Source organism: Gaetbulibacter saemankumensis DSM 17032, assembly GCF_000425645.1.
Classification (GTDB): Bacteria; Bacteroidota; Bacteroidia; order Flavobacteriales; family Flavobacteriaceae; genus Gaetbulibacter; species Gaetbulibacter saemankumensis.
Genome location: NZ_AUDV01000008.1, coordinates 1 through 22,195, shown reverse-complemented (window position 1 = coordinate 22,195; position 22,195 = coordinate 1). Strand labels below are relative to the sequence as shown.

The window sequence follows — 22,195 nt, the reverse complement described above, 5'->3', positions numbered from 1 at the left end:
TTGTTACTTGTGTATTTCATCTTTGAAATAGGACTATTAAGTATGTCTTTTATTATTCTAAAATGTTTTTAGAATGCTCTAGGAGTCTTAATTCTGAAAACTGCTTTAGGTCTTCAAAAAACAGGAAAAATTCATTTTCAAATTCTGTGTAAAATGTTTCTAATTCTTTTACGGCTTCATTCATGCCTGATTTATATTTTGTTCGTCGGTTCATACCTTCTAAAACTTTGGAAATACCATCAATAGAAGCATAGCTTACTAGCCAGTTATCTTGTAACATATAAGGGAGCATGTTTTTAATTTTATCTGGTAAAATGTCGTAATGAGTTTGTAAAGCCTCATAAAATTGGGTAGTGTAATCACTAAGTGGTGTGTCACAATATTTATTCCAGTATTTAGCTAAAAAATGATCGTAAAAAATATCAACGATAACACCTGAATAATGACTGTATTTATTATGAAGACGTTTAGTGCTTTGCCTTACTATGGGGTGTGAGTCTGTGTAGGTGTCAATATTTCTATGCAATAGTATGCCAATTCGAAAATCTCTAGGGTAGTTTAGGTAAGCTTTTCCTTTAATGCCATCGGCTATAAAATTTCCAATTGAGATTAAATCATTATCTCCAGACAGATAGATGTGGGCTAAATAGTTCATTCGAGAAATTTACGAATTCCCTTTTAAGAAATACAATATTGTAATTGTATATTTGTTTTAAATTTTAAAAATTAACCATGACATTAATAAAATCAATCTCTGGAATTAGAGGAACTATAGGAGGAAATGTTGGAGATAACCTTACGCCAATTGATGCTGTAAAATTTGCAGCGGCTTATGGGGTTTGGATAAAGCAACAAAGAAATAAAGACAATCATAAAGTTGTAGTAGGTAGAGATGCTCGTATATCGGGTAAAATGATCCAGAATTTGGTTATGAATACTTTAATTGGGTTGGGAATTGATGTCGTGGATATTGGTTTATCTACTACACCAACTGTTGAAGTCGCAGTTCCAATGGAGCAGGCCGATGGAGGTATTATTTTAACTGCCAGTCATAATCCAAAACAATGGAATGCGTTAAAACTATTGAACGCCAAAGGGGAGTTTTTAGATGGTGTAGAAGGTGCAAAAATATTAGAGATAGCAGAAGGCAATACTATTAATTTTGCAGATGTAGATAATTTAGGGAGAATTACTAAAAATAAGGCGTATATAGATTTACATATTATAGAGGTTTTAGATTTACCATTAGTAACAGTAAAACCTATAGAAGAAGCACGTTTTAAAGTAGTTGTAGATGGAGTGAATTCTTCAGGTGGAGTTGCAATACCATTATTATTAGAGCGTTTAGGTGTTGATGTGATAAAGCTGTATTGTGAGCCTAATGGACATTTTCCGCATAATCCAGAGCCATTAAAAGAGCATTTAACGGATTTGTCTGAAGCTGTAAAAAAACATCATGCCGATTTTGGTATTGTTGTAGATCCTGATGTGGATCGCTTAGCCTTTATGGATGAAAATGGGGATATGTTTGGTGAAGAATATACGCTGGTGGCATGTGCAGATTATGTGTTGAGTAAAACTCCTGGAAATACTGTAAGTAACATGAGTTCGACCAGAGCGCTTCGTGATATAACTGAAAAACATGGAGGAAGCTATGAAGCTAGTGCTGTAGGTGAAGTGAATGTTGTTAAGCTTATGAAAGAAAATAACGTGGTTATTGGAGGTGAAGGCAATGGTGGTATTATATATCCAGAATCTCATTACGGTAGAGATGCCTTAGTAGGTGTGGCCTTGTTTTTAAGCTTATTAGCCGAACGAAAAATGACGGTAAGCGAGTTAAGAAAAACCTATCCAAATTATTTTATGAGTAAGAAGAAAATAGAATTAACACCAGATTTAGATGTTGATGCTATTTTAAAAACTATCGAGGTTCGTTATCAACATGAACAATTAACCACTATTGATGGTGTTAAGATTGATTTCCCTGAGAGTTGGGTGCATTTACGAAAAAGTAATACGGAGCCTATTATTAGAATATACACCGAGGCTAAATCGCAAAATGAAGCCGATGCTTTGGCTGATAAATTTATTGAAGAGATTGTTGATATAGCAAAAGCTTAATAGCGCTTTATAAAAAGAGTAAAGGGAAACTATAATTAATTATAGTTTCCCTTTTTTTATGATTAAAATATAAAAAGTTATGCAGTATGTTTCTTGCCAAGGTGTTTCCAGCGTTTATGAGTCCAGAAGTAATATTCAGGAGCTTCTCTAATTTGTTCTTCCACAATTCTCAAAAACATATCTGTAAGTTCGAAATCTTTATAACCTTGAGTGTTATCAGCCAGTGTTATAAATTCGGCTTCATAATAACCGCGTTTTACCTTTTTAATTTTTAAATAAGCAATAGATAAATCTAGCTTTTTAGCAATTCGTTCGGCACCTGTAAAACAAGGCACTTCAACACCCATAAATTTACTCCAGTAAACATCTTTGCTAGGACGAGGCGATTGGTCACTTAAAAAAGCAGTAACACTTTTTTTTCCTAAGCTTTCATTTTCATTAATTGTACTTATAGTTTCTTTGGTGCTAATTAATTGTGTGTTAAACTTAGAGCGGATTTTTCTAACCAAACTATCAAAGTATTTATTGGCTAGTTTTTTATATACTGCGAATCCGGTATATTTAAGGTGTTTTTGTACGGCAATAGACCATTCCCAGCTGGCATAATGTCCAAACATTAAAATGATACTTTTGTTTAAAGATTCAATGCGCTTTAATTCTTTTGGATTTGTGATTTTAAAGCGTTTTTGTAAAGTGGCATCAGAAATAGTCAGGGTTTTTGCCATTTCTAAAAACATATCACATAAATGGTGATAGAATTTTTTCATAATAACCTTTACTTCAGCTTCGCTTTTTTCAGGAAAAACCAATTGTAAATTAGCTTTAACAACTTTTTTTCTGTAGCCAATAAGATGGTATATTAAAATAAACACGCCATCAGATAAAAGGTAAAGTAAACGAAAAGGCAGAATGGAAATTAACCATAAAATAGGATAAACCAGAATATATGCTAGAAATTGCATGAATAAATTTTAGATTTGTAAGCGCAAATATATGCTAATTTGAAATTAAACTTTTACACATGATGGGCAATTTAGATATGATTACTATAATAATGATTGCGGCAAACGTAATAATCTCGTATAAAGGGTTTGGTGATTTTAGCTTTTTTGAACAATATAAGTTTCAGGTAGGAGCAATACAACGTGGAGAGAAAATCAGATTGTTTAGTGCCGGTTTTTTACATGTCGATACACAGCATTTGTTGTTTAACATGCTAACATTATATTTTTTTGCCCGCCCTGTCTTTACAGACGTCGGTACCGTGGGATTTTTATTTATTTACATCGGAAGTTTGTTTGTTGGTAATTATTTATCGTTACTATTTCATAAAAATGAATATCATTATAGTGCAGTTGGAGCCAGTGGTGCTGTAACAGGTGTTTTATATTCGGCTATTTTATTACAACCTGGTATGAGCTTGTATTTGTTTTTTGTGCCAATTCCTATTCCTGCTTATATTTTTGGAATTGGCTATTTATTGTATTCTATATATGGAATGAAAAATAGAATCGGAAATATAGGACACGATGCTCATTTTGGTGGGGCTATTGGAGGTTATGTCATAACCTTGGTTTTGGTACCTTCACTTTTTGCTACCAATTTGTTAATGATTGTTTTATTGGCCTTGCCGATTGTGTTACTTTATATTTTGAAGAAAATGGGTAAAATGTAAAGTTGCAACTGTCCTATTATCTTGAGCATCAAATTATGGCATAAGTATTGACCATTAATATTGAAGAGTTATTTATAGTTGCTCTTAAATTATTGATATATAAGTAATTGTTGCTTTTGAAGCAGATAAAACTAAAAGAAATGATTTGTCTTTATGACAGATTGACCTAAATAGATCTATGAAAAAAAATAATTTTTTAAGCCTTGACAGTTTGTCATTACAGGATTTTGATGAGAATTCAGAATTAATTCCGCTAATGACACCCGAAGACGAGGAGGAAATAAATAATGAGGAATTACCCGAAACGTTACCTATTTTATCATTAAGAAATACGGTTTTGTTTCCAGGGGTGGTTATCCCTATTACAGCAGGTCGTGATAAATCAATTAAGTTGATAAACGATGCTAATAAAGGTAGTAAGGTGATAGGGGTTGTAGCACAAAAGGATGAGGCCGTAGAAGACCCTTCTGCTAAGGAGATTCATGTAATTGGTACTGTTGCAAAAATTCTACGTGTACTTAAAATGCCTGATGGAAATGTAACCGTTATTATTCAAGGTAAAAAACGTTTTAAGGTTGCCGAAGTGTTAACAGAGGAACCATATATGAACGCGACGATTCGCGATTTGCCTGAGGCAAGACCGGCGGTAAAAAATAAGGAGTTTGCTGCCATTATTGATTCTATTAAAGATTTAGCATTAAGCATTATTAAGGAAAGTCCAAATATTCCAAGTGAAGCCTCTTTTGCTATTAAAAATATTGAAAGTAATTCGTTTTTAATCAATTTTGTGGCTTCTAATATGAATTTAGCAGTTTCAGAAAAGCAATCTCTTTTAGAAATTGATGATCTTAAAAAACGAGCGCTGGCTACTCTAAAGTATATGAATCTTGAATATCAAAAGTTAGAACTTAAGAATGATATTCAGTCTAAGGTACAAATGGACATGAGTCAGCAGCAGCGAGAGTACTTTTTGCATCAGCAAATGAAGACTATTCAGGAAGAGCTTGGAGGTGTAAATCATGATCAAGAAATAGAAGAAATGCGCAAGCTTGCTGAAGAGAAGCAGTGGGATGAAAAGGTAGCTAAGCATTTCGAAAAAGAGCTGGCAAAGATGCAGCGCATGAATCCTCAGGTTGCTGAATATTCTATTCAAAGGAATTATTTAGAATTGTTTTTAGACTTGCCTTGGAATGAATTCAGTGAAGATAAATTTGATTTAAAACGTGCAAAAAAGATTTTAGATCGTGATCATTTTGGTTTGGAAGATGTAAAACGTCGTATTATCGAATATCTTGCCGTATTGAAACTGCGTAACGATATGAAATCGCCAATTCTGTGTCTTTATGGACCTCCAGGTGTTGGTAAAACCTCCTTAGGAAAATCGATAGCAGAGGCATTAGGTCGTGAATATGTACGTATTTCGCTTGGTGGTTTGCGTGATGAGGCTGAAATACGAGGGCATCGAAAAACTTACATTGGAGCTATGCCGGGCCGAATTATTCAAAGTTTAAAAAAGGCAGGTACTTCAAATCCTGTATTCGTTTTAGATGAGATTGATAAGTTGTCTAATTCTAATCAAGGAGATCCTTCGTCAGCTATGTTGGAAGTATTGGATCCAGAGCAAAACAGTGAATTTTACGATAATTTCTTAGAGATGGGTTTCGATCTATCAAAAGTCATGTTTATTGCTACCTCCAATAGTTTGGCAACCATTCAACCGGCGTTACGTGATCGTATGGAAATTATAAACGTAACTGGTTATACCATTGAAGAAAAGGTTGAAATTGCTAAGCGTCATTTGTTGCCAAAGCAATTAAAGGAGCACGGAATGAGTGAAAAGGATTTGAAAATAGCTAAACCACAATTAGAAAAAATAGTTGAGGGTTATACAAGAGAATCTGGTGTACGTGGTCTTGAAAAACAAATTGCCAAAATGGTTCGCCATGCGGCTAAAAATATTGCTATGGAAGAAGAATATAATATCAAAGTTACAAACGAAGATATTATAGAGGTTCTTGGTGGTCCAAAATTAGAACGTGATAAATACGAAAATAATAATGTTGCAGGGGTAGTAACAGGTTTGGCGTGGACCAGTGTAGGAGGCGATATATTGTTTATTGAATCGATTTTATCTAGTGGAAAAGGACTTCTTTCCATAACTGGAAATCTTGGAAAGGTTATGAAAGAATCTGCTACCATTGCTATGGAGTATATTAAGTCTAATGCTGAAGCTTTTGGAATTAATCCAGAAGTTTTCGACAAATACAATGTACATATTCACGTTCCAGAAGGCGCCACACCTAAAGACGGACCAAGTGCGGGTGTAACGATGTTAACCTCGTTAGTATCACTTTTCACGCAGAAAAAGGTTAAGAAAAGTTTAGCCATGACAGGGGAGATTACCCTTCGAGGAAAAGTCTTGCCAGTAGGGGGAATCAAAGAAAAAATATTAGCAGCTAAGCGTGCTAGAATTAAAGAGATTTTATTGTGCGAAGAGAACCGTCGTGATATAGAAGAAATAAAACCAGAATACTTAAAGGGCTTAACATTTCACTATGTCACCGAAATGCGTGAAGTCATAGATATAGCTATTACGAATCAAAAAGTAAGTAACGCAAAGAAGCTTTAAAAAATTAAATAATTTAAAACCTCGATATGTAGTCGAGGTTTTTTATTTAAAATAAAAGCTGGATACTATCGTTTTAAGATAGATTTATTTACTTTGTATTGTAAATATGTTAAAGAAAACAATTGCTGCTTTTTGCTTATTCTTCGGAATTAATGCGAACGCCCAGGTTGGCGGCGAATCTACCTATCAGTTTTTAAACCTTGTGTCTTCCCCACGACAGGCAGCATTGGGTGGTAAGGTATTGACTAATGTGGATTATGATGTTACTCAGGGTTTGTTTAATCCTGCTACTATAAATGCTGATATGGATAATCAGCTGGCTCTGAATTATACCAGCTATCTTGGAGGAATTAGTTACGGAACGGCTACCTATGCTTATACAGTAGATAGACATACACAAACCTTTCATACGGGTATTACATACATAAATTACGGAAGTTTCGATGGTTATGATGAAGATGGTAACTCAACCGGAACTTTTTCGGGGAGTGAAACCGCCTTATCGCTTGGATATGCTTTGCAAATAGATTATAGTGATTTTTATTTTGGAGCCAATGTAAAATTGATAACATCAAAATTAGAACAATATAATTCTTTTGGAGGCGCTGTCGATTTAGGTTTGATTTATATTAATGAGGATATTGATTTTAATGCTGCATTAAGTATTAGGAATTTAGGAACACAGTTTACAACATATGCAGGACTTCATGAAAAATTACCTTTTGAAGTTAATTTTGGTATGTCTCAACTCATGGAGAATGTACCTATTCGCTGGCACATTACCCTAGAGAATTTACAAGAATGGCCTATTTCTCGTCCAAATCCTGCACGTGAAGAAAGTGATTTAAGTGGTAACAGATCGAGTGAAAAAATAGGTTTTATAGGTCAGGTAATGCGACATTCTATTTTTGGAGCTGAAATTTTTCCGGAGGGAGGATTTAATATTCGTTTAGGGTATAATTTTAGAAGAGGTGAAGATTTACGGATATTAGAGCAACGCAATTTTTCAGGTTTATCGGCTGGATTTTCTATTAAATTAAATAAAATGCGATTTAGTTATACGCATGCTAAATATACAAGCGCAGCCAATTCAAACTTTTTTGGTTTACAATTAGATTTACAATAAATGACTAATAAAAAAATAACTATCGCAATTGATGGATATTCATCAACAGGAAAAAGTACTGTTGCTAAACAATTAGCAAAGCATTTGAGTTACACCTATGTTGATTCTGGTGCTATGTATAGAGCTATAACTCTTTATGCGATGCAACAAGGATTTATTAGTGATTCTTTTTTAGATAAAGATGGATTAGTTTCTAAATTAAATGACGTTTCTATTTCCTTTATTTATAATGAAGGGCTGGGGTTTTCAGAGGTTTATTTAAATGGAATTAATGTCGAGAAAGAGATTCGCACCTTGAAAGTTTCTCAATTGGTGAGTAAAATAGCAGCTATACCGGAGGTAAGAATGAAGCTGGTAGAACAGCAGCATGCTATGGGAATAAATAAAGGTGTGGTCATGGATGGCCGTGATATAGGTACCGTGGTGTTTCCCGATGCAGAATTAAAAATATTTATGGTAGCCTCGGCAGAAACAAGAGCTCAAAGACGCTTTAAAGAATTAATAGAAAAGGGAGAGGTTGTAAGTTTTGACGATGTGTTAAAAAATGTTCAGGAACGTGATTATTTAGATACAACCAGAAAAGATTCTCCGCTGGTAAAAGCTGAAGACGCTATTGAAATAGATAATTCAGAGTTGTCTTTGGAAGAACAATTCCATAAAATTGTTAAACTTGCCGAAAAGATTATCTCTAAAGCTTGACCTTTAATTGTTTAAATTTTAGGTATGTTTGGTTAGTATGAGTTCAGTAGTTTTAATGAGAGTTATTTTATTAATTCATTTTTAGGTAATTAGAATTATATTTCATAATTTTGCACTCCTTTTAGCGGCGTAGGTAAGGTAAAAGGGATGAAACTCAATTATTTAATAATAACTTCTGTATTGTTAGCTGCATGACTTTCCTAAGCAAACAGAATACAAATTTTTAATCAGCAAATGGCTGAAAACACAAAACAAGCTGAAGTTGAAGCAACTGAAGCACAAACTACTGAAACTCCTGTAGTTTCTGAAGCTCAAGCAAATCCTGAAAAATTCTTAAAAGAATTTAACTGGCACAATTACCAAGAAGGTATTGATGAAGTGGATGAAAAGCAATTAGAGGAATTTGAAAAATTAGTAGCTGAGAATTTCGTTGACACTTTAGATGATGAAGTTGTTGAAGGTACAGTAATCCACATTACAGATCGTGATGCAATTATCGACATCAATGCTAAATCTGAAGGTGTTATTTCTTTAAACGAATTCCGTTACAACCCTAATTTAGCTGTTGGAGATAAAGTAGAAGTATTAATTGATGTTCGTGAAGATGCGACTGGACAATTAGTATTATCTCACAGAAAAGCTCGTGTAATTAAAGCATGGGATCGCGTAATTAAGGCTAACGAAACTGGCGAAATCGTAAATGGTTTTGTTAAATGTAGAACTAAAGGTGGTATGATTGTAGATGTATTCGGTATCGAAGCATTCTTACCAGGTTCTCAAATTGACGTTAAACCAATTAGAGATTACGATCAGTACGTAAATAAAACAATGGAATTCAAAGTTGTTAAAATCAACCACGAATTTAAAAACGTTGTGGTTTCTCATAAAGCACTTATCGAGGCTGATATCGAGGAACAAAAGAAAGAAATTATTGGTCAGTTAGAAAAAGGTCAAGTATTAGAAGGTGTTGTTAAAAACATTACTTCTTACGGTGTATTCATCGATCTTGGTGGTGTAGATGGATTAATCCATATTACAGATCTTTCTTGGTCAAGAATTAATCATCCAAACGAGATTGTTGAATTAGACCAAAAACTTAACGTTGTAATCCTTGATTTTGATGAAAACAAATCAAGAATCCAATTAGGTCTTAAACAATTATCTAAACACCCTTGGGAAGCTTTAGCTGAAGAGGTAAAAGTTGGTGACAAAGTAAAAGGCAAAGTTGTTGTAATTGCAGATTACGGTGCATTTATCGAAGTTGCTGATGGTGTTGAAGGATTAATTCACGTTTCTGAAATGTCTTGGTCTACACATTTACGTTCAGCTCAAGATTTCGTTTCTGTTGGAGATGAAGTTGAAGCAGTTATCTTAACTTTAGATAGAGAAGAGCGTAAAATGTCTCTTGGTATTAAACAATTAACTCCAGACCCATGGACAGATATTACAGGTAAATACCCTGTAGGATCTAAGCACACAGGTATTGTACGTAACTTTACAAACTTTGGTGTATTTGTTGAATTAGAAGAAGGTATCGACGGATTAATTTATATCTCTGATTTATCTTGGACTAAGAAAATTAAACACCCAAGTGAGTTCTGTCAAGCAGGTGACAAATTAGACGTTGTAGTATTAGAGTTAGATGTTGAAGGACGTAAATTAAGTTTAGGTCACAAACAAACAACTGTGAATCCTTGGGATGCTTACGAAAAAGATTTTGCTTTAGAAACTGTTCATACAGGTGAAATTTCTGAAATCGTTGACAAAGGTGCTACTGTAGCATTCAACGAAGATATCGTAGCATTTATTCCTTCTCGTCACTTAGAAAAGGAAGATGGAAGTAAACTTAAGAAAGGTGAAACTGCAGAGTTTAAAATCATTGAGTTTAATAAAGAGTTTAAACGTGTTGTAGCATCTCACACTGCTATCTTTAAAGCAGAAGAAATTGCTAACGTAAAAGCAGCAGCTAGAAAAGCTGAAGCTCAAGCAGCAGAAGCAAAACCAACTTTAGGTGATGCAAATGATGCTTTACAAGCTCTTAAAGATAAAATGGACGGTAAAAAATAATTTTTACTTCCTGAACTCAGGAAACCATTAATAAATTAAAGCCTTCAAAGATATTTGAAGGCTTTTTTTATGCATAGTCATAAGTTACCATTCATCGAAAACCTCTTTATTTGTAAGAAAAAACTATTTTATTTTCATAAGTTTAGTACAACTAAATAAGACTTTCTTTCGTTTTTATGTAACGTGTCTCTCATATAGTAAGTCCTTACAGAAGTAATTAAAAGAACTAATTTTTTAATTTAATATATATTTATATGAGAACAAATCTACTTTTTATCGCAATTTTAAATGTAAGTTTTTTATTTGCCCAATCGGGTAACGATATAGCTAATGCTATTCCGATCGAAGGAACCTCGGTTAGTGTTAATACACTAGATTACAATTCTGCGACAGCTTCAGGACTAATTCCAAGCTGTGGTGCAACAGAAGATGTTTTTTATAAGCATGATGTATCAAGCGGTGATAACAAAATTACCATAGGTATGGCAAGTGCCGCCATACTTGTTGCAACCAATATAGAGTATCAAATTTTAAGGGCCATTAATGGTGATGTTAATAATTTAGTCGAAATAGCATGTAGTTCTTATGATGTTGTTTTACTTGCTGGAGGCAGTTTTGAAGAAGTTATATAGGGTGTTAGCGATACTGATGACTATTATCTACGTGTATACAAACCAAGTGGTTTAGGAGCAGCATTAGGTGATTTATTAAGCGGAACTACTATTACTATGGACAGTGCTTTTGACGTAACTCTATCTAATACTACAATAGAAACCGAAAAACCAAAAATAATAGCTAAGACAAATAGTTTAGAGGTTTCAAATACTATTAGAGAATTTAAGAGCTATACTATTTATAGTGTTTCAGGAAAAGCAGTAAGTCAATCACAACAGCAATTTAATATGGCTCAAATTGATATTTCTGCATTAAGTAGCGGATTTTATATTCTTAATTTAGAAGGAACAAATGGACAACGTTTTCTACATAAGTTTGTTAAATAATTATGATGTCAAATCTAAGTTTTATAAGGAAGAAGTTCTCCGGAACTTCTTCTTTTTTATATAGTTATAATAGATATCTTATGTGTGCTTTAATTCTAAGTTAAATTCATGCAAGATGCATTGTTTTTTTAATTACTTTTGTAAACCAAACACGTTTGGATAGTATATGAGTCAAAAAGTTTTACTTAACGCAAAAGAGGTAAACATCATTCTTCATCGATTGGCTTGTCAACTTATTGAAAAACATAACGACTTCTCGAACACGGTACTTATTGGTTTACAGCCGCGTGGGGTGTTTTTAGCGAATAGAATTGCTAAAATACTGGAAGAAGATTATAACGTTAAAAACATTCAATTAGGGCAGTTAGATATTACATTCTTCAGAGACGATTTTCGTCGTGGTGATAAGCCATTAGAAGCCAATTCAACTAAAATTAATTTTTTAGTAGAGGACAAAAATATTGTTTTTGTTGATGATGTTTTATATACCGGAAGAAGTATTCGAGCAGCCTTAACTGCCATACAGTCTTTTGGAAGACCAAATGAAATTGAGCTACTAACACTTATCGACAGGCGTTTTAGTAGGCATTTACCTATTCAGCCAGATTATAAAGGGCGTCAGGTAGATGTTATAAATAATGAAAAAGTAAAGGTAAACTGGAAGGAACAAGATTTGGAAGATTCAGTTTATTTAATTGAAAAATAAAGTACCCATGAGCGAATTAAGTGTCAATCACTTATTAGGAATTAAGTATCTAAATGAACAAGATATTCAATTAATTTTTGAAACGGCCGATCATTTTAAAGAAGTGATTAACCGTCCTATCAAAAAAGTCCCTTCGCTAAGAGATATCACCATAGCTAACTTGTTTTTCGAAAATTCTACAAGAACAAAATTGTCTTTTGAATTGGCTGAAAAACGTTTATCTGCCGATGTTATTAATTTTTCTTCGGCACAATCTTCTGTGAAAAAGGGGGAGACCCTCATTGATACAGTAAACAATATTTTATCGATGAAAGTCGATATGGTAGTGATGCGTCACCCAAACCCAGGAGCGGGTGTATTTTTATCCAAACATATTAAAGCGAGTATTGTTAATGCAGGTGATGGTGCTCACGAGCATCCTACACAGGCTCTATTAGATTCTTATTCCATTAGAGAAAAATTAGGTGATGTTAGTGGTAAAAAAGTTGTAATAGTTGGAGATATTCTTCACAGTAGAGTTGCGCTTTCTAATATATTCGCATTGCAATTACAAGGAGCCGAAGTTATGGTGTGTGGTCCAAAGACTTTAATTCCTAAATATATTCATGAATTGGGTGTTAAGGTAGAAACGAACCTCACAAAAGCCCTTAATTGGTGTGATGTGGCTAATATGTTGCGCGTTCAGAATGAGCGTATGGATATTAGTTATTTTCCTTCTACAAGAGAGTATTCACAACAGTTTGGAGTAACTAAAGATTTGTTAGATTCTTTAGATAAAGAAATAACCATTATGCATCCTGGGCCAATTAACCGTGGGGTTGAAATAACCAGTGATGTAGCCGATTCTAAACAGTCAATAATTTTAGATCAGGTACAAAATGGTGTGGCAATTCGTATGGCAGTAATTTATTTACTAGCTTCAAAAATTAAACAGTAAAAGTTATGATTTTAGATCAAGACGGGAATATTTCAATTATTACCCAAGAAAAGGCAACCATAGTTGAGTTGGTTAAGAAAATTCAAGCAATATATCCTAAGTTTAAAAACAATAATATAATTGTTACATTAACTTCTTTATCACCATTGGGTTTGCAAGATATATTAGAGTTTTTAGAACTTTCAAATAGGCACCGAGCTACGAAACATTCTTTTGTTATTGTTTCAGATAAAGTGAAGTTAGAGGATGTTCCAGATGAAATTGTTGTAGTGCCTACAGAACAAGAAGCCTATGATATTATTGAAATGGAAGAAATGGAACGTGATTTAGAGTTTTAATGTTTTAAACTATTGCTAAAGCAGGTTTAACTTATTAAAATGTTTAAAAATGACGTGTTCAACATCTACCTTATTTTCCAATTAACAGCTCTTGACTTATGAAACTTACTATTTTAGGCTGTTATAGTGCAACCCCAAGAACTTTAAATAATACTACATCTCAGGTATTAGAAATAAATAATCACATGTTTTTAATAGACTGCGGCGAAGGTACTCAGGTACAACTTCGTAAGCATAAAATTAAATTCAATCGTATAAAACACATATTTATTTCACATTTACATGGCGACCATTTTTTTGGTTTGGTTGGACTCATTTCAACTTTTAGATTACTTACACGCGAAGCAGATTTACATATTTATGGACCAAAAGGTATAAAGGAAGTGGTAACGCTACAAATGAAACTTGCCGATTCATGGACCAATTACAATCTGTATTTTCATGAACTAACATCCAAAGAGTCGGAGTTAATATTTGAAGATGAAAAGATAGAAGTATACACAATTCCTTTAAATCATCGCGTATATACAAATGGATTTCTTTTTAAAGAAAAGGAAGGAGATCGTAAACTGGACATTGGTAAGGTGGAAGATGCACATATCGATGTAGCCTATTACAGAAAGCTAGTAAAAGGTTTCGACGTAGTAAATGAAGCTGGTGAGCTCGTAAAAAATGAAACTGTCACGCGACCAGGACCAAAACCAAAAAGTTATGCATTTTGTAGTGATACTATGTATAAGGAGGATATTGTTCCGATTATTAAAGATGTAGATGTATTATATCATGAATCTACTTTTTTAGAGCAGCATGCACAATTAGCACCACAAACAAAGCATTCAACAGCTAAAGAGGCGGCTACCATAGCGAAAAAGGCAGATGTAGGAGTTTTGCTGCTAGGGCATTATTCTACTCGCTACGATAGTTTAAAAGGCTTTAAAAAGGAAGCTAAGGAGGTTTTCGATCATGTGGAACTTTGTGATGATGGAAAAACCTTCGAATTTTAAAATTTTCTTGTAAATTGATACTATGGAAAAAGATTTAAGCAATTATAGAAAATCTTATGAAAAAGGAGAATTACTATTAAAAGATGTTCCTGAAAATCCTTTAGAACTCTTTCAAAAATGGTTTTATGAGGTGGATAAATATTTTGAACAAGACGAAACCAATGCCATGACTGTATCCACTCTGGGTTTAGATGGGTATCCAAAAAACCGGGTCGTACTTTTAAAGCGTTATACCTACGAAGGATTTATTTTCTATACGAATTACAATAGTGAAAAGGGTATGGCGATAGATAAGAATCCCAATGTATGCTTATCATTTTTTTGGCATGGTGCCGAACGTCAGGTAATTATTAAAGGGAAAGCAGAAAAAATAGCTGAAAATTTAAGCGATGGTTATTTTGAATCTCGTCCTAGAGGTAGTCAGTTGGGTGCCGTAGTTTCAAATCAGAGTGACGTTATACCCGATAGGTCTTTTTTAGAGGATAAGCTGAGTTCACTTGAAAAGGAATATGAAAATAAAGAAATCCCTAGACCAAAATTCTGGGGTGGATATTTGGTAAGACCTGTGGAAATTGAGTTTTGGCAGGGTAGAGCGAATAGATTACATGATAGAATTCGTTATAAACTTCAATCTGATTATAACTGGAAGATAAATCGACTATCTCCGTGATATCAACGATGAAATACATGTGTTTTGATTGAAAACCGTCATTTTATCGATTAAAAACAAATAATAACGTTAAAATACACGTCGTTAATCGAATTTAACATTTCTTTAACATATACTTCGAAGTAGGCTGCTAAATTTACAGAACCAAATCTAAATTACCTACTTATGAAGTTATTAGCTAAACTGCCATTATTGGCAATGTTGCTAGTTATGTCGTACTCTTGTACCACAGACAGCCTTGATGACAAAGCCCTTGAAATTGAACTTAATTTAACAACTCCTGTAGTAAAACCTATTGAAGTTCAAATCTTAGAATTAATTAATAATCATCGATTATCTCTAGGTCTAAATCCATTAGAAGATATGACTTTAGTGAAGTCGGTGGCATTTTCACATACCGATTATATGGTTGTTAATGGAGAAGTATCTCATGCAAACTTTTTTAAGCGTAGTGAGTATTTAAAAAGTAATGCAAGCGCTATTAAAGTTTCAGAAAATATAGCTTACGGTTATAGTTCGGCCGAATCGGTAGTTAACGCTTGGTTAAAAAGCGAAGGGCACAGAGCTACTATTGAAGGTGATTTTACTAACTTCGATATAGCCGCAGAAGAAAATTCAGAAGGTAAATGGTATTATACTAATATCTTCATTAAAAAATAATATCCAATAATTATTTATTGTATAACGAAATAGCCAGATAGGTAATCTGGTTATATTAATAACTTCATTGTTATTGAATTTAGCTTTAGGTATAAATCCTCTCAATTTTGAGAGGATTTTTTGTTTACTAACATAAAGAATATGCAATTCTAATATGAGCTAGTATATCAATCAAATGAATAAGCATATAACGTTTTAGAAGTGTTTTACGCTATTATGACTAGAATTGAATGTCTGTGTTCCTATGTAGCATTAACTAGATATAATGAGCTAAGAAATATAAAAAATCTTTTTGGTAAACGTTTTCAAAGAATGTTTTTACGTAGTGCTCTTAAATTCATTTAATGATATTCTTTCATTTCTTAGTTAAATCTGTACTCTATGAATACCTAAGTATTAAATGATAAAAGCCACCAAGATAATATGTCTTGATGGCTTTTATTTCTATTGAATTTAGCTATGCTTATTGCATTTTAATAATTATAAATTCGGTACGTCTGTTTAACTGGTGTTTGTTCTCTTCACAGTTCACGCTACCATCGCAGCCATTTGTTAATCTACGTTCACCAAATCCTTCATAGGCCGTAATTCTTGAAGAGTCTACACCTTGAGAAATTAAATACTCATAGGTTGAATTAGCTCTGTCGATTGATAGTTTATCATTGTAAGTTAAAGATCCTCGGGAATCGGTATGAGATTCAATTCTGATAACCATTCCAGGATAATCTTCATTCATCATCTTGACAATTTTATCCAGTTCTTTAGCTGCGTCCGGACGAATGTTGTGTTTGTCGAAATCGAAGTATATAATTCCAAGGTCTGCAAGTTTTACAACATCACGAACAGGTGTTAATTCTAAGTCAACAGTAATAGTTGTAACGGTTGTTTCAATATTTTTAGAAGTAAAGCTTTTGGAGTCGTTTTCGTATTTTTTCTGACTTGCCGTAATGTTATAATCTACATTTCTATCGATATTAATTTCATAATAGCCTTCATCGTCAGTTTCCATATAGGCGATTTGTTTACCATTACCATCTAACAAGGTAATAATAGCATTAGGTACTGGTTTTTTATTTATAACATCGGTTACAACACCTTCAACATTTAAAAGAGGTATTCTGTTATAAGCATAGATATCATCATCACCTTTACCGCCTTTTCTATTTGAGGCAAAATAACCTGTTAATCCATCTTCATTCATAAAGAAAGAGAAGTCATCTTTACTCGAATTTACTGGAACACCCAGGTTAATGACATCTACAATATCGCCATCTTCATTAGAAATGGTTCCAAAAACATCTAATAATCCTAATCCAGGATGACCATCTGATGCAAAGAAGAGTGTTCCTTCATTGTTAATAAAAGGCATGCCTTCCGCACCATGGGTATTGATAATATCTCCAAGATTTTCAGGTTCACCTAAGGAACCATCCTCATTAATATCTACCACATAGATGTCTGATCCACCTTGACCACCTGGCCTGTTTGATGAAAAATATAATTTTTTATTATCTGGGCTCAAGGCAGGGTGCTGTGTGGTATATTCTTTATTATTAATGGATAAATCTTCGACATGAGTCCAAACACTATCTACTAAAGTAGCACGGTAAATTTTCGTATTATTAATGCCTTTAGAATCTTTATCCTTAACATTATTAAGGAAACTATTTCTGGTGAAGTACATGGTTTGACCATCCTTTGTAATAGCCACTGGACCATCATGATACATGGTATTAATATCACCTTTAATTTTGTCTTTAAAATCTACCGGTTTCTTAGTTTCCTTATCAATCACATAGACATCTAAAAATGGTTGTTCATTCCATCCGTATAGGTGTTTGATTGAAACTCCTTCATCACGCGTAGAGGCAAAGTAAATTTTACCATCTTTCTCGTAGGCACCAAAATCACTGAATTTTGAATTGAAATTTACTTTCTTTAAAAAGTATTGTTGCTTCGCATTGAAAATATTCGTTAAGAAACTTCCATCTTTTAAGAACTTATTTTTGTTAACAACACCACCTGAATCTTTATAGCGCTTTAACCACTCCTTGGATTCATCATATTTTTCAATACCGCTTAAAGCCTGAGCATAGCTGTAATAATATTCTATTGGAATGTTTTCTTGCTCCACAGCCTTTTTATAATATTTGGCTGCATTTTTCGGGTCACGCATATAGGCATAACAATCGCCTAAGCGCCGGGTAGCATAATCAGCGTTATAATCTTTTTCTATAAGCTCTTTATAGATTTCAGAAGCTTTTACAAAGGAGAACTTGTTAAATAAAGTATCTGCTTTTTTTTGCTTTCCGTATTGGGCAGAAGCACTTAAACTCACCAACAATAGGATACAAACTAATATGTAATTTTTTATTTTCATGGGTGATTATTTTTATTAGAAATATCTAGGTGATTTTAATTTATTACTCATAAACTTGAATTCATACATTAACAAAACTTCGTGTGTTCCATTAGTATATCTTGAAATATCGGATATTGGTTTTTCATAGGCATAACCAACTCGTAATTGTCTGGAGATTTGAAAATCTATAATACCGCCAATCGCTCCAGTAGCTTCATTAATTCTATATGAACCACCTAACCACAACTTTTCATTGAAAAGGAAATTAGCGGTTAAATCGTAAGATAGAGGAGCTCCATTCGTTGCTTTAATCATAAAGGCCGGTTTAAATTTTAAAGTTTGACTTAACCCAAAGACATAACCTCCGGTAAAATAATAACTCAAGCGCTCTAAAGCTTCATAACCTTCTTCGGTGTTTCTATCGGTGTTTAATACTCTCGGTGTCGATAATCCTAAATACCACTTATTAGTACTCCAGTAAATTCCTAACCCAATATTAGGAGACCAGCGATTAGCAATGCCATATATTAAAGGATCCTGACTTTCTGATTCTCTGAAATCGGAATCTAAACTGTATTGTGTAAATCCACCTTTAACACCAAAAGCTAATTTACCATCTTTTCCCGTGGGAATAGCATAGGAGAAATCGCCATATAAATAGGTGAAGTTTTCAGGACCTAAATCGTCTTCAATAAAAGATAAACCTAACCCAATTCTGTCATTTCTTAAGGGGGAATGAATGGATAGTGTTTGGGTAATAGGACCACCATCAAAACCAACCCATTGGCTTCTATGCAATCCAACAATGCTTAAGGCTTCTCTGCTACCAGCGTAGGCCGGATTTACAGAGATGGTGTTATACATATACTGTGTGAATTGTGGTAACTGTTGTGCTACCGAAACAGTACATGCTAACAACGCTATAGCTAATATGTTATATTTTATACGTTTCATAGGTTAAATGGTTTTATTTGGTTCCTAAATAAACTGGTCCTGTAAATGGAGCCAATCCACTGTCTTTTAATGTTATTATATAGTAATATGTTCCGTTAGGAACTCTCTCGGCGTTACCTATGGAAGATTTATGAGCTCTACCATCCCAATCACCTTGATTTTCTCCTAATTGATAGTTATCAGATTTATATACTTGAGCACCCCATCTGTTAAAAATCTGAACTTGAGTTTCGAATCCACATAGTTCAATTCCCTTGATATCGAAGGTATCATTAAATCCATCACCGTTAGGAGTAACTGCTTTAGATATTTCAATATCATTTTCAGAACAAGGTAATACAATACAATCAGCATTAATATTCAATGATACTTCATACACGCTAACACATCCTTCTTCGGCTACGGTATATTCAAGAACATAATCGATACCACCATCATCTGGTAAAAAGTCTTCACCAACTTCTAATTGGGTTGGGTTAAATACTTCCCCTTCCAATGTAGAGACTGGATTACCAGAAATTATTCTCCAGGAACCATTTAAACTTTGAATTCCTGCCACCTGACTAAATAAATCGATAGCACCATCGTCGTAACATCTTGTTCCTGCATCCAATGGTATAACGACTTCATCCATAGTCACTGCGATTTCCTGAGTAAAGACTTCTTCATTGTCACAGGTATCAGTAACAATCCATGAACGAACAATGTTGTAGTCTGCAATAACGCCTTCTACGTAAGTAGATGATTCTGTGTATTCAACTTTGATATCATTAGAACAAGCATCCTGGAATTTTAAATCTGGCACGGCTGGAATATCGGTACAGCTGGCAGAAACATTACGTGGGAACTCAGTAATTAATTCCGGAGCTGTGGTGTCCACTACCGTGATAATTTGATTCGCAGAAGTTGAATTACCACATTCATCTGTAGCAGTCCAAGTTCTTGTAATTGTTTTAGAATTGCCACAGTCTATTACAACGGCATCACTTTCGGTAATAGTTACATTACCACAAGTGTCACTTGCAGTAGCAATACCATTTGTAGCACTAGATTCGTCGGTAGAACATTCGATCGTTACATCAGCGGGTACAGTTAATACCGGCGGCGTTGTATCTTGAACGGTTATAGTCTGAGTACCAGTAGTGGTGTTACCGCACTCATCCGTTGCAGCCCAGGTTCTTGTAATTACTTTAGTATTTCCACATGAAGCAATTTCAGAGTCGCTTTCAGAAATAGTTACGTTTCCACAAGAGTCTGTAGCAGTAGCTAAACCATTGGTGGCACTTGTTATATCTTCAGTACATTCAATAGTCACATCAGCAGGTACCGTTAACACTGGAGGTGTTGTGTCTTCTACAGTAATGGTTTGTACAGCACTTGTTTCATTACCACATTCGTCAGTAGCTGTCCAAGTTCTACTAATTACTTTACTGTTTCCACAAGAAGCAACTTCTGAATCACTTTCAGTGATAGTTACGTTTCCACAAGTGTCAGTAGCCGTAGCCATGCCATTGGCCGCACTTGATGAATCTTCAGTACATTCAATAGTTACATCAGCAGGTACCGTTAATACCGGTGGTGTAGTATCTTGCACAGTTATGGTTTGAGTATCAGTAGTGGTGTTACCACATTCATCTGTAGCTACCCAGGTTCTTGTAATTAATTTAGTATTTCCACATGAAGTAACTTCAGAATCACTTTCTGTAACAGTTACAGATCCACAAGTATCGGTAGCAGTAGCCATACCAGTATTAGCACTGGTTTCGTCGTTAGTACATTCAATCGTTACATCCGAAGGTATGGTTAATACTGGTGGCGTTGTATCTTGAATGGTTATGGTTTGAGTATCAGTAGTTGTGTTACCACATTCATCTGTAGCTATCCAGGTTCTTGTAATTACTTTAGTGTTTCCACAAGAAGCCACTTCAGAGTCACTTTCGGTAACAATTACAGTACCACAAGTGTCGGTAGCAGTTGCTACACCTGTGTTAGCACTGGTTTCATCTTCAGTACATTCTATCGTTACATCAGAAGGTATCGTTAATACTGGCGGCGTTGTATCTTGTACAGTTATGGTTTGTACAGCACTTGTTTCATTACCACATTCGTCAGTAGCTATCCAGGTTCTACTAATTACTTTACTGTTTCCACATGAAGCAACTTCAGAGTCACTTTCTGTTATGGTTATAGAACCACAAGTATCGCTCGCAGTAGCTACACCTGTATTAGTACTGGTTACATCTTCTGTACATTCAATAGTTACATCGGCAGGCAATGTTAATTCAGGTGCTGTAGTATCTTTGATATTAAAAGTTGCAGTTGTTTCATTAATGTTACCGCAAGCGTCAGTAGCAGTAAAGGTTACCGTAGCAGAGCCTGTGTTGCCACAGTCATCACTTAAGGCTGTAAAATTATTAGACCAACTTACAGAAGAACAGTCATCTGCAGCCATAGCTCCTCCATTATTAGCTAGCCAATCGGTTAGTTCTTGTAAGTTTCCGGCACCATCACATTCAGCGGTATAATCAGAAGCTGCAGTTGTTATACTAGGCGGTATATTATCTTGAATATGATATATGGCAGTTGTTTCGGAGAAATTACCGCATGCATCAGTTGCTGTGAACGTAATGGTAATACCCTTTCCTTCTTTACATTTCACACTAGTATCTTGACCATAATCATTAGACCATGTTACTGCACCACAATTATCTGTAGCGGTTGCACCGGCATGATTATCTAACCAATTTTGTAAAGCATTTGGATCGCTGACACCACATTCGATTGCGATATTTTGGGTACTCGAATTATCTATTATTGGTGAAATATTGTCATCTAAAGTATATGTATATGTCCAATTATGAGAATTGCCCTCACAGTCAGTATAAGTCCAAATATATGTTTTAATACCTTTACAAAACGGATCTGTACTTACAGTTGGTCCAACCGGTGTAATAGCATTTCCACAAGCATCATTAACGCTAGGAGGCGTTGGTTGTACCTGAGCATCTACAAGACAATTAACCGTACTAGCACCGTCAGCAGGTAAAGTAAAGTCAGGGATGTCTATAGTGTATGTATAAGACCAGTCATGAGAGTTACCTTCACAATCAGTATAAGTAAACACCCATATCATATCACCATCACACGCAATGTTGTTAGGAGTAGTTTTAAGAACCGGTGTAATAGCATTTCCACAAGCATCATTAACACTAGGAGGCGTTGGTTGTACCTGAGCATCTACAAGAC

19 protein-coding genes are annotated in these 22,195 nt (G+C 34.4%); 14 read left to right on the top strand and 5 right to left on the bottom strand.

Translation table 11 applies throughout. The features are described 5' to 3' along the window. Positions 1–52 precede the first annotated feature (52 nt). Positions 53–655, bottom strand: coding sequence for an acyl carrier protein phosphodiesterase (locus H611_RS0105855; protein WP_027137473.1), 603 nt, complete (start codon positions 653–655; stop codon positions 53–55). 77 nt (positions 656–732) lie between these two features. Here H611_RS0105855 and glmM point away from each other — a divergent pair, with 77 nt between their 5' ends. Then, positions 733–2,121 carry a phosphoglucosamine mutase gene (gene glmM / locus H611_RS0105850; protein WP_027137472.1) on the top strand — a complete coding sequence of 463 codons (1,389 nt, stop codon included), beginning with the start codon at positions 733–735 and terminating at the stop codon, positions 2,119–2,121. 77 nt (positions 2,122–2,198) lie between these two features. Here glmM and H611_RS0105845 read toward each other — a convergent pair whose 3' ends face one another. Beyond that, positions 2,199–3,083 (bottom strand): lysophospholipid acyltransferase family protein, encoded by an 885-nt coding sequence (locus H611_RS0105845; RefSeq protein WP_027137471.1) that lies wholly within the window; start codon positions 3,081–3,083, stop codon positions 2,199–2,201. Between the two features lie 62 nt (positions 3,084–3,145). Here H611_RS0105845 and H611_RS0105840 point away from each other — a divergent pair, with 62 nt between their 5' ends. From H611_RS0105840 to H611_RS0105780, 13 genes are all read left to right on the top strand, one after another. Then, the gene (locus H611_RS0105840; RefSeq protein ID WP_027137470.1) at positions 3,146–3,796 is read left to right on the top strand and encodes a rhomboid family intramembrane serine protease; all 651 of its coding nucleotides are present in this window, start codon (positions 3,146–3,148) and stop codon (positions 3,794–3,796) included. A 178-nt stretch (positions 3,797–3,974) separates the two neighbouring features. Beyond that, positions 3,975–6,425 (top strand): endopeptidase La, encoded by a 2,451-nt coding sequence (gene lon / locus H611_RS0105835; RefSeq protein ID WP_027137469.1) that lies wholly within the window; start codon positions 3,975–3,977, stop codon positions 6,423–6,425. Between the two features lie 106 nt (positions 6,426–6,531). After that, positions 6,532–7,551: a type IX secretion system protein PorQ gene (porQ, locus tag H611_RS0105830; protein WP_027137468.1), complete on the top strand. Its 1,020-nt coding sequence runs from the start codon at positions 6,532–6,534 to the stop codon at positions 7,549–7,551. After that, positions 7,552–8,250: a (d)CMP kinase gene (cmk, locus tag H611_RS0105825; protein ID WP_027137467.1), complete on the top strand. Its 699-nt coding sequence runs from the start codon at positions 7,552–7,554 to the stop codon at positions 8,248–8,250. Positions 8,251–8,484: 234 nt separating this feature from the next. After that, positions 8,485–10,317, top strand: a complete 1,833-nt coding sequence (rpsA, locus tag H611_RS0105820; RefSeq protein WP_027137466.1) for a 30S ribosomal protein S1 — start codon at positions 8,485–8,487, stop codon at positions 10,315–10,317. A gap of 254 nt (positions 10,318–10,571) precedes the next feature. Further along, positions 10,572–10,949 (top strand): hypothetical protein, encoded by a 378-nt coding sequence (locus tag H611_RS0105815; protein ID WP_027137465.1) that lies wholly within the window; start codon positions 10,572–10,574, stop codon positions 10,947–10,949. Between the two features lie 96 nt (positions 10,950–11,045). Continuing rightward, the gene (locus H611_RS0105810) at positions 11,046–11,318 is read left to right on the top strand and encodes a T9SS type A sorting domain-containing protein (RefSeq protein WP_027137464.1); all 273 of its coding nucleotides are present in this window, start codon (positions 11,046–11,048) and stop codon (positions 11,316–11,318) included. 166 nt (positions 11,319–11,484) lie between these two features. Continuing rightward, on the top strand, positions 11,485–12,024 hold the full coding sequence (gene pyrR, locus H611_RS0105805; protein ID WP_027137463.1) for a bifunctional pyr operon transcriptional regulator/uracil phosphoribosyltransferase PyrR: 540 nt from the start codon (positions 11,485–11,487) through the stop codon (positions 12,022–12,024). A gap of 7 nt (positions 12,025–12,031) precedes the next feature. Beyond that, on the top strand, positions 12,032–12,961 hold the full coding sequence (locus H611_RS0105800) for an aspartate carbamoyltransferase catalytic subunit (protein ID WP_027137462.1): 930 nt from the start codon (positions 12,032–12,034) through the stop codon (positions 12,959–12,961). Between the two features lie 5 nt (positions 12,962–12,966). Continuing rightward, complete coding sequence (locus H611_RS0105795; RefSeq protein WP_027137461.1) at positions 12,967–13,299, top strand: hypothetical protein; 333 nt, start codon at positions 12,967–12,969, stop codon at positions 13,297–13,299. A 98-nt stretch (positions 13,300–13,397) separates the two neighbouring features. Further along, positions 13,398–14,303, top strand: a complete 906-nt coding sequence (locus H611_RS0105790) for a ribonuclease Z (protein WP_027137460.1) — start codon at positions 13,398–13,400, stop codon at positions 14,301–14,303. A gap of 22 nt (positions 14,304–14,325) precedes the next feature. Next, positions 14,326–14,973, top strand: a complete 648-nt coding sequence (gene pdxH, locus H611_RS0105785; protein ID WP_027137459.1) for a pyridoxamine 5'-phosphate oxidase — start codon at positions 14,326–14,328, stop codon at positions 14,971–14,973. A gap of 165 nt (positions 14,974–15,138) precedes the next feature. Beyond that, on the top strand, positions 15,139–15,633 hold the full coding sequence (locus H611_RS0105780; protein ID WP_027137458.1) for a CAP domain-containing protein: 495 nt from the start codon (positions 15,139–15,141) through the stop codon (positions 15,631–15,633). Positions 15,634–16,096: 463 nt separating this feature from the next. Here H611_RS0105780 and H611_RS0105775 read toward each other — a convergent pair whose 3' ends face one another. The 3 genes from H611_RS0105775 to H611_RS14485 all read right to left on the bottom strand — a co-directional run. Then, the gene (locus tag H611_RS0105775; RefSeq protein ID WP_035483540.1) at positions 16,097–18,013 is read right to left on the bottom strand and encodes an OmpA family protein; all 1,917 of its coding nucleotides are present in this window, start codon (positions 18,011–18,013) and stop codon (positions 16,097–16,099) included. Between the two features lie 15 nt (positions 18,014–18,028). Further along, positions 18,029–18,949: a PorP/SprF family type IX secretion system membrane protein gene (locus H611_RS0105770; protein WP_027137456.1), complete on the bottom strand. Its 921-nt coding sequence runs from the start codon at positions 18,947–18,949 to the stop codon at positions 18,029–18,031. Between the two features lie 13 nt (positions 18,950–18,962). After that, on the bottom strand, positions 18,963–22,195 hold a 3,233-nt coding region (locus tag H611_RS14485), incomplete at its 5' end, for a gliding motility-associated C-terminal domain-containing protein (protein WP_027137455.1).